The 24454-nt window shown below is 38.9% G+C and carries 30 protein-coding genes and 1 riboswitch; of the genes, 10 read left to right on the forward strand and 20 right to left on the reverse strand.

Annotation, left to right across the window (positions count from 1 at the left end):
* Positions 1-176 precede the first annotated feature (176 nt).
* From ACZ5XR_RS15630 to ACZ5XR_RS15655, 6 genes are all read right to left on the reverse strand, one after another.
* A complete protein-coding gene (locus ACZ5XR_RS15630) occupies positions 177-2084 on the reverse strand; it encodes an APC family permease (protein ID WP_464497215.1) in 1908 nt (635 codons plus the stop codon).
* A 185-nt stretch (positions 2085-2269) separates the two neighbouring features.
* Positions 2270-2408: riboswitch (cyclic di-AMP (ydaO/yuaA leader) on the reverse strand.
* Positions 2409-2565: 157 nt separating this feature from the next.
* Positions 2566-3030, reverse strand: a complete 465-nt coding sequence (locus ACZ5XR_RS15635; RefSeq protein ID WP_464497217.1) for a VOC family protein — start codon at positions 3028-3030, stop codon at positions 2566-2568.
* A 151-nt stretch (positions 3031-3181) separates the two neighbouring features.
* Positions 3182-3673, reverse strand: a complete 492-nt coding sequence (locus ACZ5XR_RS15640; RefSeq protein ID WP_464497218.1) for a hypothetical protein — start codon at positions 3671-3673, stop codon at positions 3182-3184.
* Positions 3674-3827: 154 nt separating this feature from the next.
* Positions 3828-4334, reverse strand: a complete 507-nt coding sequence (locus ACZ5XR_RS15645) for a YfiT family bacillithiol transferase (protein ID WP_464497219.1) — start codon at positions 4332-4334, stop codon at positions 3828-3830.
* 82 nt (positions 4335-4416) lie between these two features.
* Positions 4417-5289 carry an aminoglycoside 6-adenylyltransferase gene (locus ACZ5XR_RS15650; protein ID WP_464497220.1) on the reverse strand — a complete coding sequence of 291 codons (873 nt, stop codon included), beginning with the start codon at positions 5287-5289 and terminating at the stop codon, positions 4417-4419.
* Between the two features lie 92 nt (positions 5290-5381).
* Positions 5382-6233 carry an aldo/keto reductase gene (locus ACZ5XR_RS15655; protein WP_464497221.1) on the reverse strand — a complete coding sequence of 284 codons (852 nt, stop codon included), beginning with the start codon at positions 6231-6233 and terminating at the stop codon, positions 5382-5384.
* A gap of 427 nt (positions 6234-6660) precedes the next feature.
* Between ACZ5XR_RS15655 and ACZ5XR_RS15660 the strand changes: the two genes are divergently transcribed.
* The 3 genes from ACZ5XR_RS15660 to ACZ5XR_RS15670 all read left to right on the forward strand — a co-directional run bounded on the left by ACZ5XR_RS15660 (position 6661) and on the right by ACZ5XR_RS15670 (position 8796).
* Positions 6661-7578 (forward strand): AraC family transcriptional regulator, encoded by a 918-nt coding sequence (locus ACZ5XR_RS15660; RefSeq protein WP_464497222.1) that lies wholly within the window; start codon positions 6661-6663, stop codon positions 7576-7578.
* A 60-nt stretch (positions 7579-7638) separates the two neighbouring features.
* On the forward strand, positions 7639-8400 hold the full coding sequence (locus tag ACZ5XR_RS15665; protein ID WP_464497223.1) for an SDR family NAD(P)-dependent oxidoreductase: 762 nt from the start codon (positions 7639-7641) through the stop codon (positions 8398-8400).
* Between the two features lie 84 nt (positions 8401-8484).
* Complete coding sequence (locus ACZ5XR_RS15670; protein WP_464497224.1) at positions 8485-8796, forward strand: hypothetical protein; 312 nt, start codon at positions 8485-8487, stop codon at positions 8794-8796.
* A gap of 39 nt (positions 8797-8835) precedes the next feature.
* Here the strand turns inward: ACZ5XR_RS15670 and ACZ5XR_RS15675 are convergent, their stop codons facing one another.
* The 4 genes from ACZ5XR_RS15675 to ACZ5XR_RS15690 form a co-directional block, all read right to left on the reverse strand.
* Positions 8836-9402 (reverse strand): GNAT family N-acetyltransferase, encoded by a 567-nt coding sequence (locus ACZ5XR_RS15675; protein WP_464497225.1) that lies wholly within the window; start codon positions 9400-9402, stop codon positions 8836-8838.
* 47 nt (positions 9403-9449) lie between these two features.
* Positions 9450-10025: a nucleotidyltransferase family protein gene (locus ACZ5XR_RS15680; protein WP_464497226.1), complete on the reverse strand. Its 576-nt coding sequence runs from the start codon at positions 10023-10025 to the stop codon at positions 9450-9452.
* Between the two features lie 131 nt (positions 10026-10156).
* On the reverse strand, positions 10157-10306 hold the full coding sequence (locus ACZ5XR_RS15685) for a hypothetical protein (RefSeq protein ID WP_464497227.1): 150 nt from the start codon (positions 10304-10306) through the stop codon (positions 10157-10159).
* 144 nt (positions 10307-10450) lie between these two features.
* On the reverse strand, positions 10451-10987 hold the full coding sequence (locus tag ACZ5XR_RS15690; protein WP_464497228.1) for a TetR/AcrR family transcriptional regulator: 537 nt from the start codon (positions 10985-10987) through the stop codon (positions 10451-10453).
* Positions 10988-11154: 167 nt separating this feature from the next.
* Between ACZ5XR_RS15690 and ACZ5XR_RS15695 the strand changes: the two genes are divergently transcribed.
* From ACZ5XR_RS15695 to ACZ5XR_RS15705, 3 genes are all read left to right on the forward strand, one after another.
* Complete coding sequence (locus tag ACZ5XR_RS15695; protein ID WP_464497229.1) at positions 11155-12342, forward strand: MFS transporter; 1188 nt, start codon at positions 11155-11157, stop codon at positions 12340-12342.
* A gap of 47 nt (positions 12343-12389) precedes the next feature.
* The gene (locus ACZ5XR_RS15700) at positions 12390-13373 is read left to right on the forward strand and encodes an aldo/keto reductase (RefSeq protein WP_464497230.1); all 984 of its coding nucleotides are present in this window, start codon (positions 12390-12392) and stop codon (positions 13371-13373) included.
* An 84-nt stretch (positions 13374-13457) separates the two neighbouring features.
* Positions 13458-13898: a YaiI/YqxD family protein gene (locus tag ACZ5XR_RS15705; RefSeq protein ID WP_464497231.1), complete on the forward strand. Its 441-nt coding sequence runs from the start codon at positions 13458-13460 to the stop codon at positions 13896-13898.
* 154 nt (positions 13899-14052) lie between these two features.
* Here the strand turns inward: ACZ5XR_RS15705 and ACZ5XR_RS15710 are convergent, their stop codons facing one another.
* Positions 14053-14190 carry a DUF3934 domain-containing protein gene (locus ACZ5XR_RS15710; protein WP_464497232.1) on the reverse strand — a complete coding sequence of 46 codons (138 nt, stop codon included), beginning with the start codon at positions 14188-14190 and terminating at the stop codon, positions 14053-14055.
* A 201-nt stretch (positions 14191-14391) separates the two neighbouring features.
* Positions 14392-14592, reverse strand: coding sequence for a cold-shock protein (locus ACZ5XR_RS15715; protein WP_191273077.1), 201 nt, complete (start codon positions 14590-14592; stop codon positions 14392-14394).
* A gap of 320 nt (positions 14593-14912) precedes the next feature.
* Between ACZ5XR_RS15715 and ACZ5XR_RS15720 the strand changes: the two genes are divergently transcribed.
* Both ACZ5XR_RS15720 and ACZ5XR_RS15725 read left to right on the forward strand, forming a co-directional pair.
* On the forward strand, positions 14913-15638 hold the full coding sequence (locus ACZ5XR_RS15720; protein WP_464497234.1) for a class I SAM-dependent methyltransferase: 726 nt from the start codon (positions 14913-14915) through the stop codon (positions 15636-15638).
* 189 nt (positions 15639-15827) lie between these two features.
* Positions 15828-16532: a DUF3298 and DUF4163 domain-containing protein gene (locus ACZ5XR_RS15725; protein WP_464497235.1), complete on the forward strand. Its 705-nt coding sequence runs from the start codon at positions 15828-15830 to the stop codon at positions 16530-16532.
* A 228-nt stretch (positions 16533-16760) separates the two neighbouring features.
* Here ACZ5XR_RS15725 and ACZ5XR_RS15730 read toward each other — a convergent pair whose 3' ends face one another.
* The 6 genes from ACZ5XR_RS15730 to ACZ5XR_RS15755 all read right to left on the reverse strand — a co-directional run bounded on the left by ACZ5XR_RS15730 (position 16761) and on the right by ACZ5XR_RS15755 (position 21217).
* Positions 16761-16946 carry a hypothetical protein gene (locus tag ACZ5XR_RS15730; RefSeq protein ID WP_464497236.1) on the reverse strand — a complete coding sequence of 62 codons (186 nt, stop codon included), beginning with the start codon at positions 16944-16946 and terminating at the stop codon, positions 16761-16763.
* A 37-nt stretch (positions 16947-16983) separates the two neighbouring features.
* Positions 16984-18438, reverse strand: coding sequence for an NADP-dependent glyceraldehyde-3-phosphate dehydrogenase (locus ACZ5XR_RS15735; RefSeq protein WP_464497237.1), 1455 nt, complete (start codon positions 18436-18438; stop codon positions 16984-16986).
* Positions 18439-18798: 360 nt separating this feature from the next.
* Positions 18799-19548, reverse strand: coding sequence for an ABC transporter permease (locus tag ACZ5XR_RS15740; RefSeq protein WP_464497238.1), 750 nt, complete (start codon positions 19546-19548; stop codon positions 18799-18801).
* On the reverse strand, positions 19549-20310 hold the full coding sequence (locus tag ACZ5XR_RS15745; RefSeq protein WP_464497239.1) for an ABC transporter ATP-binding protein: 762 nt from the start codon (positions 20308-20310) through the stop codon (positions 19549-19551).
* A 173-nt stretch (positions 20311-20483) separates the two neighbouring features.
* Positions 20484-20825, reverse strand: coding sequence for a DUF1048 domain-containing protein (locus ACZ5XR_RS15750; RefSeq protein ID WP_464497241.1), 342 nt, complete (start codon positions 20823-20825; stop codon positions 20484-20486).
* 71 nt (positions 20826-20896) lie between these two features.
* Positions 20897-21217 (reverse strand): PadR family transcriptional regulator, encoded by a 321-nt coding sequence (locus tag ACZ5XR_RS15755; RefSeq protein ID WP_016131412.1) that lies wholly within the window; start codon positions 21215-21217, stop codon positions 20897-20899.
* A gap of 381 nt (positions 21218-21598) precedes the next feature.
* On the opposite strand from ACZ5XR_RS15755, the gene ACZ5XR_RS15760 reads away from it, so the two are divergent.
* Positions 21599-21802 carry a zinc ribbon domain-containing protein gene (locus tag ACZ5XR_RS15760; protein WP_464497242.1) on the forward strand — a complete coding sequence of 68 codons (204 nt, stop codon included), beginning with the start codon at positions 21599-21601 and terminating at the stop codon, positions 21800-21802.
* Positions 21803-22332: 530 nt separating this feature from the next.
* A complete protein-coding gene (locus ACZ5XR_RS15765; protein ID WP_464497243.1) occupies positions 22333-22797 on the forward strand; it encodes a low molecular weight protein-tyrosine-phosphatase in 465 nt (154 codons plus the stop codon).
* Positions 22798-22958: 161 nt separating this feature from the next.
* On the opposite strand, the gene ACZ5XR_RS15770 is transcribed toward ACZ5XR_RS15765, so the two are convergent.
* Both ACZ5XR_RS15770 and ACZ5XR_RS15775 read right to left on the reverse strand, forming a co-directional pair.
* Positions 22959-23255: a putative quinol monooxygenase gene (locus ACZ5XR_RS15770; protein WP_464497244.1), complete on the reverse strand. Its 297-nt coding sequence runs from the start codon at positions 23253-23255 to the stop codon at positions 22959-22961.
* 17 nt (positions 23256-23272) lie between these two features.
* The gene (locus ACZ5XR_RS15775; RefSeq protein ID WP_464497245.1) at positions 23273-24214 is read right to left on the reverse strand and encodes a hypothetical protein; all 942 of its coding nucleotides are present in this window, start codon (positions 24212-24214) and stop codon (positions 23273-23275) included.
* Between the last annotated feature and the right edge of the window lie 240 nt (positions 24215-24454).

A 24454-nucleotide genomic window follows, 5' to 3' on the forward strand; every position in this document is an offset into this window, starting at 1 on the left:
AAAATAGTGGAGCGCAAGAATGGATGCACTCCACTATTTTTATTGCTTCGGGGAACCAGGTGGAAAATAATAGGGTGGTACTTTGAGCCAACCACGTTTTTTGTAAAAAAATGTAATGTTTAATTCTTACATAAATAAAGTAAGAGAGTGCAACAAAGAATTGCACTCCCTTATAATCACTTTTTCAAATGGTATGGAACCGTCGAAATGATCACATCCTTGTATCTAAACAACCACAGTCTAAGCAGCAAGGCAGTCTGATTATGCAATAAATTGTGCCACCATTTTTTCGGAATGAATTGCGGGATCACAATTTGGATGAGTGTGTTTTCATCCTTTTCCTCAATGATTTTGATCAATCTTGATACAGGATCTAACACAGATCGATACTTGCTTTTCAACGTAAGTAAACGGCAGGGGTTTCCCCATTCCTCCCACTTTTCCTCCATTTTCTCAATGGACTTGTCGTCAAACCCTACATAAAGCGCTAATAAATTTTCCTCACTAATACTCTTTGCAAATGATAAAGTGTGTTGAACGACCCGATGCACGCCTGAGACAAGGACAATGGTGACAACTCTTCTTGTTTCTGGACGTGTTGTTTTTAGATCAATCTTTAACTCGCCAGCAACATCCTGATAATGATGCTGGATGGCCAAAGAACATAAAATAATGGCTGGGATGACAATGAGAACGATCCAAGCCCCACTCGTAAACTTGGTAAAGGCAAAAATGGCAGCTACTAGTGTAGTAATCACTGCCCCCACTGTGTTAATGGTCATTTTTATTTTCCACTGAGACCCCTTCACACGTTTCCATCGTTTCACCAATCCAAATTGCGCAACCGTAAAAGATAAGAACACACCAATGGCATATAGTGGAATGAGGGCATTCGTATGAGCGTGAAAGGCGATGATAAGCAAACTTGCCGTAGCCGCCAAGGTCATAACCCCGTTAGAGTAACCTAAACGGTCTCCCCTGTTCGTAAGTCCGCGCGGAAGGAATCCATCAGCCGCAACAATCGCTGCTAATTGGGAAAAACCAGTAAAGGTTGAATTGGCAGCTAGAATAAGGACAATAAATGTAAACCAGATAATGATTTGATACAAAATTCCATGTCCAAAATAATATTCGGTTAATTGAGAAAGCATGGTATTGTTTGGATCAGGGGTTATGCCTCTCACATACAAGTGGTAGGCAAAACCTAGAAGTGTAACAGATGTAATCGTCCCTAATGCGATATACGTTTTAATCGCACTTTTTTGCTGCGGTTCTCTAAAAATCGGAACAGCATTCGAAATGGTCTCAATCCCTGTTAGTGCAGAGCAAGCTGAACTAAACGCTTTTAATAGGAGTAAAATAGATAACCCCTTTGGAAACGTTCCAAATGGCGGTGTAACCGACTGGACAAAACCGTGACGAACCTCGTTGAATAAGCCGGTAACAACAAGCAACAGCATACAGGCCATGAACCCCAGTGTTGGCCAGGCGAAAATTTTCGCTGATTCTGCCACTCCGCGAAGATTAACCATTAATAAGATAAACACACATAAAATAGCCAAAACGGTTTCGTATGGGGCAACAATCGGATAGGCGGAGGTAACGGCTTCTAATGCAGCAGAGACCGAAACGGCCACCGTTAAGACATAGTCGACAAGTAAAGCACTAGAAGCAATTAAGGCAACCCACTGTTGGTTAAAATTATCCTTGGCAATCGCGTACGCTCCCCCGCCATTTGGATAGGCAATGATTCCCATAATATAGGAAATGATTAAGATCGCCAACAAAACAACGGTTGAAATCGTAATCGGTACAATAAACCACTTCGCCTGTGCTCCCAAATTCATTAATTCGGTAATGCCCGATTCCGGACCATAAGCAACAGAAGAATAGAGGTCAGCCGAAAGAATCGGCAAGGCGATATACCAAATCAATTTATTATGGGTGGCATTCAATTCAGCGGTTCTCATTGGCCTTCCAATAAAAATACGCTTAACACTGTTGAAATTCGAAAAAGCCAGCCAAATCGCGATTAAAGCGATTATGACTAAAGCCGGTTCGATATAATGTGATGGATGAGTCACTTCCTATTCCCCTTTGACGATAAACTTCAAAAATTTACTTACCCCATAGTGTTTGAGAATTCAACGTATAATAAACCTCTTTTTGCAGTCCCCCTTTTAACAGCAAACAAAAAAAGACCACTAACATGAAAGATCTTTTCTTGTAAAAAAGCACAAAAAAAGGACCTTCCATAAGGCGGTCTTTTGACCTCCTTCGCTTTATCCGACGAAGTTAGCTGACGGGTAGGATGGCGAAAGAGTGAAACATCCCTTCTACAAACCTGTAGAATTAACCCCAAGAAATTGGTTCCTCCGTTCCCTATCGGGACTAGGCAAATATGAAATTGTTTCCTATAGGCAAGATAATAATCCTGCAGCAGTGAAATGTAAAGCGCCAAAATAGCTCCTATTACTCTATTATTGTTAATTTTTCTACCATTTAAGCGCTTACATCCCGCTCTTCCTTCATAAGGCCCTGTTTTTGCGATTCCCTCCTTTCACTTTACACGAATGTTGGAACTAACTTTTCCCATTCTTCAAGTGAAAGCTTATCGGTAATATGCTTGAATGCCGTTGGGACATCAATAAAACACATAAACTCCAAACTATTTCCATCAGGGTCTTTAAAATAGACGGAAGCATTCCCTTGATGTGGGCGAACAAAAGGTTCAACGGAAGTTCTGTTTCCAAATGGTACAGCTTGAATCTGTAGAGAATTGAGCCAGTTTAAAGAATTTTTCATGTTTTCATAAGAAATTCGAAATGCAATATGTCGTAATGATGGATGATAGAGAGTTTGATATTCTTGTCCCTGCCATAAACCAAGCCAGCTCCTTCCTTCTTCCAGCCAGAAAAAGGCAGTGCTCTCCTCTCTCCAAGCAAGTTTCAGCCCCAATTTTTGATAAAAAAGGATCGACTTCTCTAAATTTGATACGGGCAAATGAGTTTCAAACAAGCCTTCTATCATTTAACATTCCTCCATTATTTAGTATAAATTAATCATAAGAGATTAATAAATGAACTTCTATTCGCAAATAGGTGGAAGATTACTACAACTTTAGTCTTAACTAAAAAAATTCATGGAAAAAATAAAGCCAAATCTTATGCGATTTGGCCTTTTATTTAATGGATTTTATTGAATCATCATTTTCCAGTATTTCATTCACCATCGCTTTCATCGAGTAAATGACAGTTTTCTTGTATTTCGCTGCCAAAATTAGGACTCTAATTTGTTGGGACCGGGTTAAATTTTTAAATCGGGGTTCTTGCTTTAAGAAGGAACGGACGATGGACCAGCTTTTCGGCATTAATGGAAAATCATCTAATGGTTGTTTATTCCGAAACCGATTGAACAAGGTTGGAAGACTAGAGGAATGGCTTTTATCAATAATACAAGGCGCATAGATGCTTTTTGTATGCTTTCGTAGATTCTCGTAGCGATCCTGTCCGCTGACAATGATATAGCTGTCATCCTTCTTACTTTTTCTGACTACCAGAACAAACATGCAGTCCCACATAAATCTCTGCAGCTTCTTTATGTGCTCCGTAATTTTCAACGATAAATCGGGTTTGATCTTGTTCAGCGGGATATACTGGACCGTAAATTTCATGTTCATCCCCTCCTTAAACAGGTCATAATCATCGTTTCAATACAAATTAGCTTAAATCCCTCAAAGCATTATATGTATGAAATGGTCTCAAATTCATATAAGGGTAGTCTGAAAATAATATAAAAAAACCCCGCACTCGCGAGGTTTGTACGATTTAATTAGCTAATGATGTAATATGTGCAAGATGATGTCGTCCATGCCAAGCGTATAGGCCAATATTTTTACCTACTGAAACCTGTCCTAATTCCGGATGCAGAAATGTTTTTTCCAATTGTTCAGGATTAAGACTACGTAAAAGCTTGACCAAACGGATATGCAATGTTTCAAGAAGAGTTAATGAAATAGAAATTGGTAATTCGTAATCTAAAAGTTCTGCCCATAGACCCTCATCATATGTCTTGATAACAGGATTTTCTTCAGTAAGAGCTAATTTAAAACGAACATAAGCATTCATATGACTATCCGCAAGATGATGAATAACTTGACGAACAGTCCACCCTCCTGATCGATATGGTGTATCAAGCTGCTCATGATTCAGGTCTTTAACAGCATCACGTAATAAACCAGGTAATTCTTCAATCTCGTTGATCCAACTCTTACTCACTTGGTTCGTAATCTCACCATCAAATTGAAATTTTCCAATTGGATATCTTGGGTCCACCCTAAGTGCCTCCTTTAAAATCAATTTTACATTCTATTATCTTTCCTTTTCACTTATACCGTTAAAATGATATTTTTAGTTTTTAAAATATTTCCTTTGCATCAACAGGCAAGTCTCTTATACGCTGAAGATATTTCGTCATATTTACATCTTCTTCCACTGGATAGGTAAAAGAAAAAGATTCGGCAATATCTTTGGATAGCAGCCTAAACAATTCACATGCCACAAAAATAGAATCCCAAAAATGTTCGTAATCACCATCAGAGTAGGTTCCTTTATACATCTCCCAATAGGATTCCGGAAGATACTTTTTAAAATACTTCTCCATCTTTCCTGTTGAAACCTGGAAGTTGCAGTTCATTCCAATCCACAAGGATACCATCTCATCCAGAGCTGCCCTGATGGGGTGTTCAAACATCTGCTTTGCATACGGCAATTCATCACGCCAAATTCCTTTTGCAACGTTTTGCATACACCACCAAAATTCATTGATACAACTCAAAAAACCCGGTTCGGTTGGTTTTTTTACGTGATAATCAATATCTGTTGCTGGAGTAATAAGCGGTAGAATGTTGTCTTTGTCCAATAATGGAATGGTAAGTTTATCATTTTCATACTCTTCCAACATCGTTTCTCTTGTTTGAATGTGAAGATCGATACGATTTCCATCTTGAAAAAGCATTAAATAACCATAAGATCGTTCAAAATCCATTTCGATACCAACATTTTTATCAGGTTCCTGAATGATCAGTAATTCACCAAAAATACGAATCCAATTTTCATCATTAATAAATGAGGCAGTTTCTGTCACAACATAAACAATATCGTAATCTTGAAAAATATCTTTTGGAACCGTGGGATTGGTTCTTGAACCGTTCATATAGACGGCTCGGATTCGTGGATCTTTTTGGGCAACTCCTATTATTAAATCATACATTTCTTTTTCGATTCTCATGACCCTCACCTCGCAAAATGACATCTCTTTCCAACATTTTAATATAAAAAAGACAAGCCTGACCGACTTGTCTCTAAAAAGAATTTTTTTCATTAAATATCAAGTTTCCGATTACTAATCCACTTCACCATTTCAGGATCGTTATGTGAAAAGAACAAGCTCTTTTTCGCATCTAACTTAGCAATCGTCTCCATGTCCTCTTGACTTAATTCAAAGTCAAAGATTTGGGAGTTTTCGATGATTCTTTCTTTGCGAACAGATTTTGGAATCACCACGACTCCTCTTTGCGTCAACCACCGTAAAATCACCTGGGCAACGGATTTATGATGCTTTTCGGCTATTGATAATAAAACTTCATTCTCGAACATATTATTTCTACCTTCTGCAAAAGGCCCCCAGGACTCAATCTGAACATTGTGTTCTTTCATAAGTTTATGACTTTCAATTTGCTGGCAAAATGGATGCGTTTCAACCTGGTTTACGGCAGGAACAACTTCATTATGAATCATCAAATCAACTAAACGATCCATCTGGAAGTTACTAACTCCGATGGCCCGGACCTTACCCTCACGATACAATTCCTCCATTGCACGCCAGGAACCATAGATATCGCCATACGGCTGATGAATTAAATACAAATCCAAATAATCTAATTGCAATCTTTCCAGAGAATTTGCAAATGCTTTTTTGGTCTGTTCATAACCGGTATCCTGTACCCAGAGTTTTGTGGTAATAAACAATTCCTCTCTCGGCACACCACTTCGCTTGATTGCTCTGCCTACCGCTTCTTCATTTAGATAGGAGGCAGCGGTATCAATCAGCCGATAGCCTGCCTTAATAGCGTTATAAACACTTTGTTCACATTCATGTGAATCTTGAATCTGATAAACTCCAAAGCCGAGAATAGGCATCTCGACACCATTGTTTAAAATGACTTTTTGCATTTCAAATCCTCCTCAATTTCCCCTAAAAATGTACGTTATTTGCCCACTCTATTGGCGTATTCTGCCGGATAGCGGTCTCCTGAAATCTCGATCTTTGATAGGCGTCGTTCAAATCAATTAGTTCCTCCGGAGTTAGCACTACTACTGCTGCGCTAAGATTTTCTTCCAATCGCTCCAATTTCCGTGTGCCGGGAATCTTTTCACATTAAAACGTTTTATATTGGATCCCAACCAACTGAGCCATACTAGAGATATTCGGCATTGCAGTAATTGAATAAGCTTTAGCAACCTTATTATGCAACAAACGAAAAAGAAGCCGTTATCCTATTCGTATCAAATCATTGCCTAATCCTCTCACTACCACTTACACTAGAGACCGATAAGTATTAGAATGGAGCTACCGAGAAAAAAGTTCAAGGAGATTCTTATGTCTGAACAAATTTTTAAAAAGCAGGATGAGCTCGCCAAACTCATTGAGCGGCACACAAAACAGGACGGTTCTCATGCCACTGCCATTCCGTCTTTATTTTTCTCTCGTTACTCTAATGTTACCGGTCCAAATTACGGAGTTTATAAGCCTTCTCTCTGCATTATCGTTCAAGGAATGAAGGAAGTATTGCTTTCACAGGAGTGCTTTTTGTACGGTCCTGCCGATTATCTCGTTGCCTCCGTTAACTTGCCCATTACGGGACAAGTCACGGAAGCCTCTTCCGAATTTCCGTATTTGGCACTTAAGCTTGAATTTACGCCAAGTCAAATTTTAGAGGTGTTACGTGATTCTCCGAGTGAAGTTAATCAAAAAGAAATTGCTAAACGAGGTATGTATGTCAGCCGGATTGAGCCATCTCTGCTCGACGCCGTAATTAGATTAACTCGTTTGCTAGAAAATCCAAAGGATATTCAAATACTTGCTCCACTAGTGACAAAGGAAATCATTTATCGGGTTCTGCAAGGGCAACATGGCGGTACCCTTGGGCAAATGGCCATTGAAGGAAGCTCGACCCATCAAATAAGTGATGTGATCGAATATATCATGAAGAATTTTGATAAGTCTTTACGGATTGAGGAGCTTGCGGAAATAGCGAATATGGGTGTGTCTTCTCTTCACAGGCATTTTAAAGAGGTAACCGCTATGAGCCCTATTCAATTCCAAAAACAGATGAGACTTCAGGAAGCCCGCCGTCTGTTATTTTCCGAGTCAACAGATGCAGCTGATGTCGCATTTCGTGTTGGCTATGAAAGTCCTTCACAATTCAGTCGGGAATATTCCCGTATGTTTGGTTTTCCGCCGAGAGAAGATATTAAACAGATGAAGGAGAAATACGTTCAAAGGGCGAACGCATAAATCATTGAGGTCAGAATAAAGATTAAAAGGAATTCTCACACAAATTCAGGAGGGATCCTCATGAAATATACGGTTATTACAGGTGCCAGTTCTGGAATTGGTTATGAAACCGCGCTGGCATTTGTCTCACGCGGTAAAAACTTGGTCCTTGTTGCACGTAGAAAAGAAGAGCTTGAGAACTTAAAATCAGAAATTGCAAATATCAACTCAGATTTGGATATTGTCATCTTCCCAACGGATTTATCCATTACTAAAAATGTATATGACTTATACGAAAGCCTAAAGGATTACAAAATTGAAACATGGATCAATAATGCAGGCTTTGGTAATTTTGCTACCATCGGAGAGCAAAATTTAAATAAGATCGAAACCATGCTCCACTTAAATATAGAGGCCCTAACCATCCTTTCCTCTCTTTACGTTCGTGACTATGCAAATATTGAAGGATCGCAGCTGATTAATGTTTCGTCTGCAGGGGGATACCGAATTATTCAAGATTCTGTAACATACTGTGCGACGAAGTTTTATGTAAGTGCATTTACGGAAGGTCTGGCTCAGGAACTAAAAGGTCTTGGAGCTAAAATGAAAGCTAAAGTATTAGCTCCAGCTTCCACTGAAACAGAATTTGCAAAACATGCGTTTGGAGTAAATGAATTTAGTTTAGAGGGTATTGTACCAAAGTATCATACCGCTAAAGAAATGGCCGGTTTTATGCTTGAGCTTTATGATAGTGACAAGGTTTTAGGACTTGTAAGTGGTCTTACATACGAATTTGAACTGAAGGACCCTGTTTTTCCTTATGCTGCTTTAAAGAAGAATTAGTATAAATTTAAGACTATTTCCTTCCTTATATTTCCAGATTTATATATCTCCTACCTCATACAATATAATAAGGAGGTAATTTATATGTCCATAAAAGATAATAAAACAGAAGAAATGGCTGATCATGCTTTTGAGGGGGGTGCTCCTTATTTAGATACAAGTAGGAATCATTTAAGTGAGGCTGACCATATTGGTGGAAGTCCCTATTTGGATGAAAGCTCTGACCCTTCCATTCAGGCTAATAATACGGGAGGAAGTCCGTATTTAGATACAGATGATGAACCATCGATACAGACTTCAGTAAGATCCATCGAACCAGAATCAAATGTAAATAGTGGTATGGAAATTGCCGGCAATACAGCTGCAATCCATGACGGATATAGTAATAAAATTTAAAAAGCGAGAGACCGTCTTTAACGGTCTTTCACTTTTTTCTTATTTATTTAATTTGTTTTCCCATTCCGACCGCAGTAAAGAATATTGATACTCATCCACCCACTGGCCTTTTGACATGTAATTTTCCAAGAAATGTCCCTCTCTCCTCATGCCTACACGCTCAAGAAGCCGGATGGATTTTTCGTTTCTAACATCCGTAAAGGCTATCACCTTGTGTTTTTTAAGTTCATTAAATACATAACTCAATAAAGATATCACTGCTTCACTGGCGCAGCCATTCCCCTGGTGCTCTTCGGCGAGGGTGAAGCCAATTTCGACAATTCGTGGTTCATCCAAGCGTGTATGTAGTGCACAATCTCCAATTAAATGATTAGTCTCCACTAATGCAATCGCAAACTGAAACCAGGTACCAGGTTGATTTGGCACAAACTTCGATTGCTTTCTAACGAAAACTTCTGCATCGTGATATTGATAATTTTCCCAAGACTGAAATCTAGCCACCTCAGGACTCGAACGGTACAAATAAAAGGGCTCAACATCTTGTTGTGAAAATTGTCTCAAAATCAGGCGATTTGACCGCACATAAATAGATTCAGATTTTTCCAATTTACTCCACTCCCCGTGTCCAAGATTTTCGAGCAAAAGCGAAAGGGTTACCAAGGAATGACCTGAAGGTTTTGCCACTTTTCCTTCCATTTGCTAGCTTTATTTTCATAAATCTTTCTCGTAACCATCAGCTTATTTGGTCTAACGATCATTGAAAACAAATCATCCAAGGAGTAAGGTGCATATATTTTATATAATCCATTTTGCTCTTTTCGGACCCCTAAAGCTGTTGCGGTGGTTGGCCAGCTATCTATCGCTGCTTCAAGCGATAGGTAAGGTTTAATGTGAAAACCAAACTTGCTCTCATACCAAAGGTGCACCATTGCTTGATTCTTGACGTCCAGCTTAAATGGCAAATCAGAAAGACGACTTACCAAAATATCTTTAAGCTTATTTTCACTTTCAAGTTTCAAATCTTGAAGGTCATAATAAACGATATCGATGTCTGATATACCATATTCGAGAGGATAGCCTGAAATGTCGTTCCAAACCGTGTTTGTGATACACCCCGCACCAACATAATATTCAAACGGCAGGTTTATTTCTTTTAGAACTTGAAAAACTCTAGTTAATGGTTCACTCTTCGATATGGTCTTAATTAATAAGTCTTCATATGTACTCACATTTAAACTCCTTACGTTTTTTTGTTTCCAAATTTATTTTACTTTGAATTTTATTTTCCTTCTAGAGAAAAGTTCGTAAAAAAAGCATTCCTGCCTTTGGCAGAAAACGCTCCTGATCGATGAAAAAATCTTTAATCTTCCATAAATATTCGTGCATAATATTCCGTTTCTTCATCTAATTTGTTCTCATTTCTCAATTTCTCAATTGTTTCTTTTCGCCCATCTTCAATGATTTGAAAGCTTCCGGAAATATTTGGTGTCTTTTCTTTGTTTTTATCCATACTTTCCCCCTGTTTCGATATTCATTTCCCTTTCATTTTGTGCTTAATTGAACACTTTATTCAATTAGGCATATAAAGCCTCCCTTCGTATAAAAAGAAAACTGCCATTATGAATGGCAGTCAGTGTTTCAACTTGAAAAGAACCTATACAATCCTATCCAATAAAATGCCTAATTCTTTTGCCATAACATTAGGTGGAGAAGGCATTCCATCCTTTAACCATGATTCCAATACCCCTACGTAGGCATTTGCGGTGAATTTAACAATAACATCTTCATTTAAACCGTGATTTTTTCCTTTTGCTGTGTCAACCTCATCCTTGAACTCTTCGATAAGAAACGCTAGGAACTTACTGCGAAATGACGGGGCTCCTTTACTCGCTAACATCGTTGAGAAGAATAAATAATTACTCTTAAAGTATTCGAAAAAGATTTGGGTCGCCTCTACCCACTCCATTTCACATGCCCATTCACATGTTTCTCTTAGCTTATTAATATGTTCTTCCATCAGCTTATCCAACAGATCATATTTATCCGTATAGTGTAGGTAGATGGTTCCCCGGTTTACGTTTGCTCTGTCGGAAATATCCTGGATGGTAATGTCATCAAAACTTTTTTCAGTCATTAGCTCGATCACTGCATTTTTAATAGCTTCTTGGCTTTTGGCTATTCTTCTATCCACTTTTGACCCCAACCTTTTTTAAAGATAATCAACAATTTTGATGGATTTGTTGAATAATCAACGAATTGCGTTGATTTAACCATTGAATGTATTCTACATCTTTTTATAATTATAAACAGATGTTGATTAATCAATCAATATTGATTTTTGAAGCAGGAGGTTTATTTATGGATCGTTGCGGGTTGGGAAACACCTGGAAAATTTACATGCTGGCAGTCATTACTTTCATGGTCAGTACATCGGAATATGTCATTGCTGGCATTTTAGATAAGGTGGCCTCCTCAAATCATGTTTCGGTTTCGGTGGCAGGACAGCTAATCACGGTTTTTGCAGTGGCTAATGCATTCGGTTCTCCCCTTGTGGTGATGGCAACGAACAAAATGAATCAGCGCAAGTTATTAATGCTTTCTCTCCTTCTCATGGTCTTCGGAAGCGTAATGACCATTACCCTTCCTGGGTTTGGATTTCTAATTGTCTCTCGCATTATTCTTGCACTGGGAAGCGGTGTTTTTGCTATTGCTGCCAAAACTGCCGCAGCAAAATTGGCAGCACCGGACCGTCAGGCAGGGGCTATTGGCACAGTTATCATTGGGTTTAGTGCTGCTATCATTATCGGCGTACCAATCGGTCGAGTTGTTGCCACTGCCTACGATTGGAAGCTGATCTTCGTGGGTATTGGTTTTCTTAGTCTAATAGCCATCCTTCTAGTCATGCGAACAATTCCTGCAAATACGAATGAGGCAGTCGTCCCTTTAAGTAAGCAACTCAGCCTATTGAAAAACCCGAAAATCGTAATGGGCCTTGGTGTAACGTTTTTTTGGCAATTAGGATATGCGGTCCTCTTTTCGTATATTGCTCCCTTCCTACTAACAGTTACATCCATGAGCGGACAACAAGTGAGCATTGCCCTCTTTGCCTTCGGGATTGCGACCTTAATTGGGTCGAAGTTCGGCGGATCTATGACAGATCGGATTGGTAACCCTCGTACTCTTGTCGGTGGATTGCTTGTCCATGTGATTGCTCTTGTGCTGTTATCCACTATTGCCAGATCAACCTTTGTCGCCGTTCCCTTACTGATGTTATGGTCCTTTTCCGCATGGTCGTCTGGACCAGGATTGCAATATCACCTGGTCTGGCTTGCACCGGAAGCATCAGGAATTCTGCTTAGTCTGTATGGTTCCTGTATACAACTAGGCATAGCGGCGGCAGCTGGAATTGGGGGCATTGCTGTGAAAAGCTCATCGATGGTAACGATCAGTTGGATTGGGGCTGCATCAGTGGCAATTGCCGCCATTATGGCGATGGTCTCATTTACCCTTACTAGTAAAGTAGAAAAGTACGAAAAAGTGGTTTGATTCATGTGTATTAATTGAAAAAATATAAAACAGGAGGTATTTTTATTATGGAATATCGCACAGTAGGAAAAACAGGTATTCAAGTTTCAAATTTATGTTTTGGTACGATGTCTTTCGGGGGGAACGCCGATGAAGAAACATCTAAAGCCATGTATAAACGCTGCCGGGAAGCTGGTATCAATTTCTTCGATACTGCCGATGTCTATAGCGGTGGGCGTTCTGAAGAAATTCTAGGTGAATGCATTGCACATGAACGTGATAATATTGTCTTAACGACAAAAGTATTTTGGAATACCAGTGCTAATGTGAATGCAAAAGGATTATCTCGAAAACATATCATCCAAGGTATAGAAGCAAGCCTGCGCCGTTTAAAAACGGATTATATTGATTTTTATTTTGTTCATGACTTTGATGAACGAACACCAATCGAAGAAACACTACGCACACTAGACGACTTGCAGCGACAAGGAAAGATCCTCTACCCTGCCGTTAGTAACTGGGCAGCTTGGCAGATCACTAAAGCATTAGGAATTGCTGCAAAGGAGCAATTGGCTCGATTTGAATTAATCCAACCGATGTATAACCTGGTGAAACGCCAAGCGGAAGTAGAAATCTTGCCAATGGCAAAGTCTGAACAAATCGGAGTTATTACGTACAGTCCACTAGGTGCCGGTTTATTTACCGGCAAATACGGAGTGAACAAACGTCCTGAACATGGCCGCCTTGTAGACGATGCACGCTATGGTGATCGTTACGGTGCCCATGAGGATTTTGTGGCAGCTGAACAGTTCACCAAATATGCCGGGGAACATGATGTGAAACCGGCAACTTTAGCAGTAGCGTGGGTAAAGGCCAATCCCTCTGTTACCGCTCCAATCATTGGCGCGCGTAATTTAGATCAGTTAGAAGATTCGTTAGCAGCTGCCGATTTGAATATGTCACCGGAAATGTATGCGGACATTTCTCGTTTATCAAGAACCCCTGCACCGGCAACGGACCGTGCAGAGGTATTAACTGGTAAATGGTCGTAAAACACCATTAATCTCGAAAGAAGAAAAAGGGTGCAGTATCCTGCACCCTTCTCATAAAGAACTTATTTACGAGGAGAATTAAAAATGAAAATTTATGTTGATGCCGATGCCTGTCCAGTAAAAGATATCATTATCTCTGAAGGAACCAATGCTGGAATTCCTGTTATCCTCGTTACTAGCTTTTCTCATTTCTCTAATGTGAAACAACCATCAGGAGTGGAAACCATTTATGTTGATTCTGGAGCAGATGCTGCGGATTTTCGGATTATGAAGTTAGCAGAAAAAGGAGATATCATCGTTACGCAAGATTATGGTCTTGCATCGCTAGGTTTAGCAAAAGGATGTGCGGTCCTTCATCATAATGGGTCTAGCTATACAAATGAAAACATTGACCAACTATTACAATCCCGTTATCTGAGTGCAATGGCTCGAAAAAGCGGGAAGCGAACAAAAGGGCCGAAGCCATTTACATCAGAAGATAGGGAGAAATTTAAGGAACTTTTTAAAAGAGCGATTTCACGTTAAATAAGAACCGTCCAATATTAATCTCCGTTAGCTGAACAAGAAAAAGCGACCTCCTTTAATGGAGCTCGCACACGTTGAGTCATTAAATAATGCATTTATTCAGCATTCGCTAAATTTTGTATCAGTGACTTTAACTATTGTTCGTGGAGTCAGTTTAAACATCCGTTTTTTTTGTACCTTTACTAATATAAGGTTTTGCGCTCTTTTTTTTGTTTACACCAGCTTGCCAACGATTCCAACCCTTCTTGTCTGTTCCTCTACCGGTTCCACCTTTTCCTTTAGCTTTACTCATATAATCACCCCATTATTATTTCTCTTTGTAAAAAAAATCCAAAGAAATTAGGAAATCTACAATTTATATGTTACAATTGGTTTACCATTTGATTTACTGTTTTCAAGTACCCTGCTCATTTTGAGTAGGGTTATTTGTTTTTCTAAGAAAAAATAAAAAACAGACTCTAAAAAAGAGTCTGTCCATGTGTTGGCATTTTAATTAAGCTTTACGAACGTTAGCTGCTTGTGCTCCACGTTGACCTTGCTCAACATCAAAAGTCACTTCTTGACCTTCTTCTAATGTTTTGTAACCTTCGCCTTGGATCGCTGAGAAATGAACGAATACGTCTTCTCCACCGTCACGTTCGATGAATCCGAAGCCTTTTTCGCCATTAAACCATTTTACTTTACCTTTTTCCATGTTTGTTGCCTCCCAGTGTGATTAGCACACAATGTATTACTATCCTTGCTCTCAGTGATCATCAAGACGAAAAGTTTTTACTAATACTATCCTTTACACCGAACAAAAATAATTCCTCTTTAGAATAGCATTTTTTGAAATGGTTTGCAACAAAGACTAATTATTTAACTCTTGCCCCTATTAGGCAATTTTTCAAAAAGCTTTACTCCTTATTGTAACTCTTAAATGGGATAACAGAGTGTTTCTTTTATATTCTAGAATTTCACCTTTACATCAAGTATTATATAATTATACAAATATTGGAATAGTGGTGAAGTTAAATGAACAAGGCTAAATATGGGATTGATGCACCCTTGGTTCCGGTGAGTTACTCTATTTACACAATTGCCCTCTTTTTAATAGGGATTGTTTTGGTATCCATGGGATATAAGTGGGCGTATATCTTTTTGTGGTTTGGATTCTTTTGTTTCGTCTGCTTGTCTTTCTATATGCATACTACCTTAAAGGGTAAATATCAAATATGGAATAAAATACTTTCTGAATTGAATCTAAATCAAAGTTCTCATTTTTTAGATTTGGGTTGTGGCCGTGGAGCCATTTTTTATTTAATTATTAAGAAATTGGGCAAATCCGTAAGAGGCACAGGAATCGACATATGGAGGAAAGTAGATCAATCAGGGAATGACTTTCGTATTGCTGAAGAAAACGCCGAAATTGAAGGTGTCAATAATCAGGTTGAATTAATAACTGGGGATATTAGAAATCTTCCCTTTAAAGACAGCAGCTTTGATTTTGTTACAAGTAATTTGGTCATCCATAACATAAAACTTAAATCTGATAGAGAAAAGGCTCTAAAAGAAGCCTATAGAGTCCTCAAGATTGGTGGAAAATTAATCATTGCTGATATAAGAAAGGTAAAAGAATATAAATATTTTATGGAAGATTTAGGAATGGTTAACGTCACTCTAAAAAATGCCGGATGGCACGGGTGGTGGAGTGGACCTTGGGTTTCCACATCTATATTAATTGCGACAAAATCAAAATAGGACCGCCCGCGGCGATCCCAGTTTTTACTCTTACCTCCAGTCTTGGAAGCCATTTATCTTTTTATTTATAAAACTTTCTGGTAAATATTTATTTTAAAACACAACATGAAATTTTTGGAAAGTAAATACTTTATTTATAAATTTTTCTTTTTTATAATGGATTAGAATTTAACAAATTGGAGGGGAATTATGGTAAAAAGTAGTTTTTTAAAAGTGTTGGTTGCTTTCTTAATTGCTCTGGGGATTTACGGATCAGCATCTCCAATCCAAAAGTCTGAGGCTGCTACAACAAAAGTGATTGTGTTCACCCACTATTATAAAGGGAAAAAAAATTTAAAATATCCTCAAGTGTCTGGATTAAAGAGCAAAACCGCACAAAATAAAATTAATGGTGTCCTTTTAACTGCTGTTAAAACATCATACAAAGAATATGTTCAGACTATGAATCAAGAAAGATACGATAAAAAACATGGCTATTGCACAGGGGAAACATGCCGATACTATTGGAATAGTTCTTATAAAGTAAAATATCAATCCACAGGGTTTATAAGTATTCTTTATAGTGATGACACTTTTGCTGGTGGTGCTCACGGTGCTACAGCGTTAACCGCTTATAATTTCAGTCTTACTACTGGAAAACAATATAAAATTAACGATATCCTTAGAACATCTTCTAATTATACGAAGGTGAGAAACTATTCCTATAATGCTTTAAAGAATAATAAATATTATCATCAGTTTTTATTAGTTTCAAAAAATGACAATTTCGTTACTAAAAACACACAATTTTATTTCGGTTTAAATGGTATTTATTTACAGTTTCAAGAGTATGAAGTGTGTGCTTATGCTGCTGGAACACCTGTTGTAAAAATTCCATCTTGGGTTTACAAATAAGCTGTAAAGCGTGAGGATTCTCACGCTTTTTTTATTTGTACTCCATGTTTTATTCTTGAAAAAGATGAAATTTTTGAAAATCCCATTGAGACAGAACCTGACGTTTGAATAACACTGCAGCAAAAAAAACAACCATTATAAAAATGGCTGTGCAGTTCTTTTATAGTGCTAACCAGCTAAATCTCCGGAACGATTCAAGTTGTTTCTATTACTGTAAAACTCTATTTACTAATCTAATACATTTAACCCTGTTTTATTAACAACCTCCGGCCAACTTAGTTTCAACCGACGGCAAATAGTTGTACTTAAAACTTGGCCTTTCCTCTTCAACAAATCATATTTACCTTGGTTCGTAGATCCAATTCTAAACAATTCTTTTTTCAAATCTTCTAGGGTTTCCTCTTTAGTTTTCAATAACGGCACCTCATTTTAAAAAAATAAATCATACCTATTATCCTTGAAGGTTTAAAATTGTTACTTTTTCCCTTGTCATTGATTCGATACTGTTGCGAATTCCTTGAACTCCCATTCCTGAACCTTTTATACCGATAAACGGAAAATGGTCCGGACCACGTTCTGTACGTCCATTTATCTGAACGGAACCTGCTTCAAGCTTACCCGCAATTCTAAATGCTCTGTTCACGTCTTTTGTAAAGATACTTGCCTGGAGACCGTATTCAGATTCATTTGAAATTTGTACTGCTTCAGCTTCAGAAGAAACACGGATAATAGGCAATACAGGTCCAAACGGTTCCTCCCATGCTACACGCATATCATCTGTAACATAATCAAGAAGAGTAGGATAGATCAAGTTATGCTCCCGCTTGTTTCCTATCACAACTTCAGCATCTTTCCCAAGCGCATCAGCAATCAAAATTTGAACAAAATCAGCAGATTTATTATCAATTAATGGAACAATCGTACTGCCCTCTTCAGGAGAACCTACAGCCAAATCTTCCACTTCTTTTCTTAATAGTCGTACCAGCTCGTCTGCTACTTTTTCATGTACCAGTACACGCTTAATCGCTGTACAGCGCTGGCCGGAGTATGAGAATGCACCGCTGACAATTTGTTTTGCAGCTTCTTTCAAATCGGCATCTTCACAGACGATGCCAGGGTCTTTTCCCCCAAGCTCAAGAACGAGCGGAATCATATTTGCTTTTTTGGCTAATTGAACCCCGGTATTGGTACCACCAGTAAAGGAGATCATATTAATTCCTTTATGCTCCACTAAGTAATCTCCAATAACAGAGCCTTTTCCAGTTACAAGGGCGAGAAGACCTTTGGGCAGTCCCGCTTCGTCAAGTGCTTCAATCATTTTCGTACCGCTGATAGCCCCTTGTGTAGCAGGTTTAAAAATAACTGCGTTTCCTGCCATTAATGCCGGTGCAATTTTTGCTGCAGCCAAGTTTACTGGGTAGTTGAATGGAGAAATTGCTAATACAACCCCAAGTGGAATTCGCTCAACAATTGCCACTTTCGATTTCGAACCACCTGGAAAGCTGTCTCCCCGCATACTTTCGCCATGCATATGTAAGGCTTCTTCAATGGTATAACGAATAAAATCCGCAGTGCGTACCACTTCATTTTTTGCATCTTTATAACTTTTACCCACTTCTCTCATAATCGTGTCGGCTATTTCATCTTGTCTGCTAACCAATTCATCTGCCCATTTATATAAATAGTTTGCACGTTGTTGAAGAGGAGTTTCTGCCCATTCTTTTTGTGCATCATGTGCAGACCAAATAGCATCATCTACTTCTTCCTTCGTAATGGCCTGTACTTTTCCAATTACTTCATAAAGGTAAGGTGACATAATGTCAATGGTCTGACCTGACTGACTTTCTTTCCATTCTCCGTTCATGTAAAACTGATAAGTGGATAAGGTTACTTCATTTGCCGCCATAAAAAAATCCTCCTCTAATAATAATTATATATAAACAGAATGTGTATTCTGTTATTTTGTAAAGACCTACTTGGGACGAATAGTGTCCCTGTGTGACAAAAAACGTCCCGGTAGATCCAAAAAAAATTCACCTTTAATACTTTTTCATTTTAGCAAAGCTAAATCCGTTTCTCAACAACAATTCATAAATTTCTAAATATTAATTATTTTCTTTTTATCAAAAAACGGCAGTCCTTATTTGAACATCGATTTAGAAATCCTCCTTTTCCTTTGAAAATCCCCTATATATAATTCTTTAATCCAAAAAAAAATAGAGCTGCCTCAGCAACTCTTTGTTCCACGAATGCCCCCTTGATGTACTTACCCTAATTGGCGTTTAAATGCATGACTGGCGAAGAAGTAAGCGATGACCATGATGCCGACACACCAGGCAAGCGCGATCCAGATACCGTTGCCAACCGAACCTTCGTACAAGAGGGCACGAATCGAATTCACGATTGAAGTTACGGGCTGGTTCTCAGCGAACACACGGACAATTTTAGGCATGGTTTCGGTGGGGACAAAGGCCGAACTGATAAAAGGAAGGAAAATCAACGGGTAAGAGTAGGCTGTCGCCCCTTCCATTGACCCCGCAGTCAATCCGGGAATGACCGCCAACCAAGTCAGCGCCAGCGTAAACAGCCCGAGTATTCCAGCTACAGCTAGCCAATCCAGGATATTAGCGCTGGAACGGAAGCCTATCAAGAGCGCGACGAGGATAACCACCATGACAGTAAGCGCATTGGAAACAAGAGAGGTCAACACGTGAGCCCACAAGACCGATGATCGCTTGATGGGCATCGTAATGAAACGCGCCATCAGTCCGCTCTTTACATCCGTAAACAGCCTTACTGAAGTGTAAGCGACGCCGGAGGCGATAGCCATCAGCAAGATTCCCGGCAATAAATAATTGACGTAGTTGTCCGTACCTGTCTTTATGGCACCGCCAAATACATAGACAAACAGCAACATCATCATAATCGGCGTAATCGCCACCGTGATAATCGTATCCGGGCTGCGCATGATGTTGCGCAGTAAACGCCCAAGTAATACCCCTGTATTGCTTTTCATTTACATCTCCTCCTTTTTGCCGATGATCGCGAGGAAAATTTCCTCTAATGTCGGCTGCTTCTCGATGTACTCCACTTTCGCTGGCGGGAACATCTCTTTGAGTTCGGTAAGGGTTCCGGTCGTGATGATTTTTCCCTCATGCAGGATGGCGATACGGTCCGCCAGTTGTTCAGCTTCCTCCAGGTACTGGGTAGTCAGCAAGATGGTCGTGCCTCCACCGGCAAGCTTCTTAACGGTATCCCAGACTTCAATCCGCGCTTCAGGGTCAAGCCCTGTCGTCGGTTCGTCAAGAAAAATGACAGCTGGCGTTCCGATCAGGCTCATGGCAATGTCAAGCCGGCGCTTCATCCCCCCGGAATATTTGTCCGCCCTGCGGTTGGCAGAATCGGTCAGGCTGAATCTTGCAAGCAGATTGTCAGAGACTTGTGCGGGATTAGAAACTCCCCGCAACTTGGCAATCATCATCAAGTTTTCCCTTCCTGTGAGCATGCCGTCTAAGCTAGAGAACTGCCCTGTCAGACTGATGCTCTGGCGAACATGATCCGGTTGACGCTGGACGTCAAAGCCGCAAATACCTAATTCGCCGCTATCGGGCTTCATCAGCGTAGAGAGGATGTTGACCGTCGTCGTCTTGCCCGCTCCATTTGAGCCCAGCAGCGCGAAAATTTCGCCTCGCCGGACCTCAAAATCCACCCCCTTTAAGACTTCCTTGTCATTAAAGGATTTTTTTAACCCTTTTACAGAAATCGTTGTGTTGTTCATACTTATTTCCTCCTTATAAAAAGCGTCTTTGTGGAGCCAGATTGCTTATACACATCTATTTAGTCTGACTGATAATCAGTATTACTTATTACCAGATTAAAAATTTAACTGAATAGCAAAGGCGGCAATCCACATTTGTTACCAGCTAATCAGTCGGTATGGTCTACCTGAATTTATTTTTTTTCAAATCGCTTCATGATACTCTGATTCAAATCTTCACGATACTTCGCGAAATAGGTTTTAGCGTTTGCCACTAGTTCGTCGGCAAAGGACGCCACGTCGTCCCCAGTGATTTCAAGCACTTGTCTGCCTTCCGCCGCACCAGCTTCAAACAAATCGATTAATTCATACTGCATGTGCAGCATATCCATCCCGTTGCCAGATGAGAAATTCCACATGTAGTTTTGAATTTTCTTAAATACAAACTGGTAGTCCTCTGGCAGGGCTTCAACCCGTGCCATCATCATTTTGTACTCTTTTTTCTCACCAATCATTTTTTTGAACATTTCTAACATGTTATTTTTCCTCCTTTTTTATATAGCTGAACAAGACACTCCAAAAATATCGAACGGAATATCTTATGAAGCTAGATTGACTTTAAGACATTGATCTTTGATGATACAAAATCCCATTTTTTCCAAAACAATTCAAGTTCCTGTCGGCCAGCCTCATTAAGTGAGTAAAACTTTCGGGGCGGCCCCATATCCGACGGTTTTTTTTCTATGTTCACAAGTTTTTTCTTTTCTAATCGCACGAGGATGGTGTAGACCGTCCCTTCCACGACTTCGGTGAACCCGAGCTCGTTTAGGCGACGGGTAATTTCGTAGCCATATGTTTCATGGCGGCTGATGATTTCCAGTACGCATCCTTCCAGTGAACCTTTCAGCATTTCAGTTAAATTTTCCATAATTAGCGCCTCCTTTACCTCCTCTATATTGTCTGACTTATATTCAGTATAACTTAGTACTAATGAAAAATTTTACTTAATAGCTTTTTCGAAATCGCGCTATTAAGTATTGCTTATTACAGGTATATCGTAACACTGAGTAGCAGGAGTGTCAACTGTTTTTCTTGAAAATATTTTTGTAACCTAACTATTGAGTGGTGCTGGTATTTAACTTATTACATGTATATCGTAACACCTATAGAAACTCATCTCCCCTAAACGTTACTTTTTCCCTTCGGAGAAAAAAATACACCATACATGGGATTGTTATTAATTAGGGATAAATGCCTGTTGCATTTAATACAATCAGAAATGTGAAGGTTCAAACCTGGAGGTGGAAATTTGGCAGAAGGATGTGTGAAATGTGGAAGCCGCGACGCAGCGCAAAAGGAAGTGGCGATGACCGGAACAGGTCTTTCAAAACTGCTCGATGTCCAGCACAATCAATTTCAGGTGGTCTATTGTAAAAATTGCGGATACGCAGAGTTCTACAACAAGAAATCTTCAACAGCATCAAACCTATTCGACCTCTTTTTTGGAAACTGAAAAATTGAGCCCCCACAGAAATCAATTTATCTGAGGGGGCTTTTAAACTAGACCACTATTTTTCACAAATAAAACGCCGTTCCACATTCCTGCTTTGTACATATTTTGCAATTACATAATTTATTTTGGCTCTACCCTGAAATATCTATGGATAACTGTTATTTCATTTATTGATAAGCCAAAAATTTTGCATGGATTTCTGTTATTACTGAATGTTGATTTACTTTATTTAAAAATAAACGATAAAATTCCGTTTAAATTGGGAAATACCCATATTTCCTTCAAAATAAAGGAAGTTTTTCCGTTTATATGATCCAAATTTTTGGATTTTGTCTTATTTCGAGCAGTTAATCGGAATTTCTCCTCTTATATGAGCTCCTTAAGCTTCCTCTATCTACATTAGCCGGAATTTCTCCGCCTATGAATTTTCATACTACACGAAAATCAACAATGAATAATAACAAAGTTTTTATTTAAAAAAGACTATTAAAACGGAAATAAAATCATCTAAATTAAAAGGGGCTAAGCACATGATTAACGTTTTATTTGTATGCCTGGGCAATATTTGCCGTTCACCGATGGCTGAAGCTTTGTTTCGTAGATTAGTCAAAAATGAAAATTTATCTAACAAAATAGCAGTTGATTCCGCTGCAACTAGTTCGTGGCAAATTGGCTTCCCTCCTCACGAAGGAACTCTTAATATTCTAAATAAATACAATATCTCTTCTGATGGGTTAATTGGACGCCATCTAAGGAAAGAAGACTTTTGGAAGTTCGATTATATTATTGGTATGGACGAAAGCAACATAAAAAATATTTACAGAATAACCGGCAAGCCTAATCATCCAAAGATAATTAGGCTGCTCGACCTGACCAAATACAGGAAAGATGTCCCAGATCCATTTTTCACAGGTGATTTTGATGAAACTTATGGTCTTATTTCAGCTGGATGCCATGCATTACTAAATAAAATACGCTGGGAACAAAACTTATAACAATAAGCCAGGTCGAGTATTGTATAGTAAATTAGCTATGAAATAAGATTTTCTTTCTTAATCGGGAACGCCGCAGCACCCCGTTTGTTTAAGTGTAATATTTCACAATATTCACTGGTCTCGTTTGAATGTTCAAAATTTAAGCTACATTGAGGGCTTGGTTAAGAAAGATTCGAAACAGGCGTATAAAAAGTGCGTTCCCGTTTTTCGAGTAAGGGAACAATTGTTTCTAAAACAATCCTCTTAAAGTAAGGGGTTTCTGAGTGGCTTGCAAGTGCTTGTTCGTCTTTATACTGTTCAAATAGTAAAAAAGCGTCTGGGTCGTCTTTCGAGCGGTTCACAAGGTAGTGAATACATCCTTTCTCCTCCTTGACTAACAAGGTCATCTCTCTCAATGCTTGTTCGACCGTATCTCCCATACCAGCCTTACAATGATAATTTGCTGTGAGAACTATCATGTCTGTAATCTCCTTTACTACAATTTTTCAATGATTTCCCGTTTTTCTTTTTGAATTTTTTCGAGTTCCGATTGCGTTTCATTGTATTCCAAATTTAAATTCATGACAATTTCCGTTACGTTGTCATATTCATCCCTGGTTTGGTTTAACGCGTTGTTGATTTTTCCCTGCACCATAAAATCGGAAATGAATCCGTCAAAAAAGAAATCCGCGAACTTCAGCATGCCGGAGATGTTGATTTCGATATCGGCAATCTTGTTTACATCCAACAATTCCTTTTGAAAGTACCGCATGCTTGCCTGTGCCTCTCTGATCACCTCTTCCGCATGATCAATGTGCTGATGTTTTACCATATCCGTTATAAAGCCACCATTAGCGAAAGTGTCAAAATTACTCCAGCTTCGTGCCTTCTTAAGTGCCGATAATGCTTCATCCAGCAATTGTGATAACTCTTCACCGGCATCGATGGCTTCATCCAACTCCCTCATCTTGGATTGAAGGATTCCTTCTTGTTCGCTCATTTCCAACACTTTTTTCGCCAAAGAGGATTGGCTGGTTTTGACCAGCTTTTCTTTTTCCAATAGGAAATTTTCATATTGAATTTCAATATCAATGAGTTCCGATAATTGATTTTCTATTCGGCGTTTTGATTCTTCGATTTCTTTCTTTGTTCGGGTTGCTTGTTCCAAACGGTATTGAGCAAGCACAAGTTCTTCTTTTTCTTTCACCAGCTTTTCCTCTTTTGTCCCTGACAGTGCAGCGAAAAGGCTCGCGAGGCTGATGCCTTCCAATTTTTTGACATCTTTTTCTTCAGATTGCAAGGTTTTTTCCAATTGATAGATCGTTTCCTGAATGGATTCCCATTCCCTTTCGTACTGGTTTAGCTGTAATTGATACTTTTCTTTTTTGCGCAATTGATCCTGTATTTTCACAAGCTGTTCGTTTATGTCTAAAAACATATATATCCCCCTTGGTTATTATGTATATTTACAGTTTAATAGAATCCATTTCTCTAATTCTATAAACCGTTTAGAAACTCCTTTATTCGCTAACTTGAACCGATACTGTATAAACGAGAAATATTAAAAAGGCAAACACAACAGTGCTCGCCTTTTTATTCCAATGTGGAATTAGATATTATTTAGGTAACACTTATGCTTTTGCCATATTTGGCATTCTTAATATGGAAGACAATCTTA

It is taken from the genome of Neobacillus sp. Fa239 (assembly GCF_055395235.1).

Excerpts from the sequence above, each read along its gene's own strand:
- ACZ5XR_RS15725 (WP_464497235.1), top strand. The coding sequence starts at position 15,828 with ATGGTAAAAAGTAGTTTTTTAAAAGTGTTGGTTGCTTTCTTAATTGCT.
- ACZ5XR_RS15740 (WP_464497238.1), bottom strand. The coding sequence starts at position 19,548 with ATGAAAAGCAATACAGGGGTATTACTTGGGCGTTTACTGCGCAACATC.
- ACZ5XR_RS15720 (WP_464497234.1), top strand. The coding sequence starts at position 14,913 with ATGAACAAGGCTAAATATGGGATTGATGCACCCTTGGTTCCGGTGAGT.
- ACZ5XR_RS15750 (WP_464497241.1), bottom strand. The coding sequence starts at position 20,825 with ATGTTAGAAATGTTCAAAAAAATGATTGGTGAGAAAAAAGAGTACAAA.
- ACZ5XR_RS15775 (WP_464497245.1), bottom strand. The coding sequence starts at position 24,214 with ATGTTTTTAGACATAAACGAACAGCTTGTGAAAATACAGGATCAATTG.
- ACZ5XR_RS15715 (WP_191273077.1), bottom strand. The coding sequence starts at position 14,592 with ATGGAAAAAGGTAAAGTAAAATGGTTTAATGGCGAAAAAGGCTTCGGA.
- ACZ5XR_RS15685 (WP_464497227.1), bottom strand. The coding sequence starts at position 10,306 with ATGGATAAAAACAAAGAAAAGACACCAAATATTTCCGGAAGCTTTCAA.
- ACZ5XR_RS15695 (WP_464497229.1), top strand. The coding sequence starts at position 11,155 with ATGGATCGTTGCGGGTTGGGAAACACCTGGAAAATTTACATGCTGGCA.
- ACZ5XR_RS15770 (WP_464497244.1), bottom strand. The coding sequence starts at position 23,255 with ATGATAGTTCTCACAGCAAATTATCATTGTAAGGCTGGTATGGGAGAT.
- ACZ5XR_RS15655 (WP_464497221.1), bottom strand. The coding sequence starts at position 6,233 with ATGCAAAAAGTCATTTTAAACAATGGTGTCGAGATGCCTATTCTCGGC.
- ACZ5XR_RS15635 (WP_464497217.1), bottom strand. The coding sequence starts at position 3,030 with ATGATAGAAGGCTTGTTTGAAACTCATTTGCCCGTATCAAATTTAGAG.
- ACZ5XR_RS15650 (WP_464497220.1), bottom strand. The coding sequence starts at position 5,289 with ATGAGAATCGAAAAAGAAATGTATGATTTAATAATAGGAGTTGCCCAA.
- ACZ5XR_RS15765 (WP_464497243.1), top strand. The coding sequence starts at position 22,333 with ATGATTAACGTTTTATTTGTATGCCTGGGCAATATTTGCCGTTCACCG.
- ACZ5XR_RS15660 (WP_464497222.1), top strand. The coding sequence starts at position 6,661 with ATGTCTGAACAAATTTTTAAAAAGCAGGATGAGCTCGCCAAACTCATT.
- ACZ5XR_RS15670 (WP_464497224.1), top strand. The coding sequence starts at position 8,485 with ATGTCCATAAAAGATAATAAAACAGAAGAAATGGCTGATCATGCTTTT.
- ACZ5XR_RS15755 (WP_016131412.1), bottom strand. The coding sequence starts at position 21,217 with ATGGAAAATTTAACTGAAATGCTGAAAGGTTCACTGGAAGGATGCGTA.
- ACZ5XR_RS15665 (WP_464497223.1), top strand. The coding sequence starts at position 7,639 with ATGAAATATACGGTTATTACAGGTGCCAGTTCTGGAATTGGTTATGAA.
- ACZ5XR_RS15705 (WP_464497231.1), top strand. The coding sequence starts at position 13,458 with ATGAAAATTTATGTTGATGCCGATGCCTGTCCAGTAAAAGATATCATT.
- ACZ5XR_RS15745 (WP_464497239.1), bottom strand. The coding sequence starts at position 20,310 with ATGAACAACACAACGATTTCTGTAAAAGGGTTAAAAAAATCCTTTAAT.
- ACZ5XR_RS15640 (WP_464497218.1), bottom strand. The coding sequence starts at position 3,673 with ATGAAATTTACGGTCCAGTATATCCCGCTGAACAAGATCAAACCCGAT.
- ACZ5XR_RS15735 (WP_464497237.1), bottom strand. The coding sequence starts at position 18,438 with ATGGCGGCAAATGAAGTAACCTTATCCACTTATCAGTTTTACATGAAC.
- ACZ5XR_RS15700 (WP_464497230.1), top strand. The coding sequence starts at position 12,390 with ATGGAATATCGCACAGTAGGAAAAACAGGTATTCAAGTTTCAAATTTA.
- ACZ5XR_RS15710 (WP_464497232.1), bottom strand. The coding sequence starts at position 14,190 with ATGAGTAAAGCTAAAGGAAAAGGTGGAACCGGTAGAGGAACAGACAAG.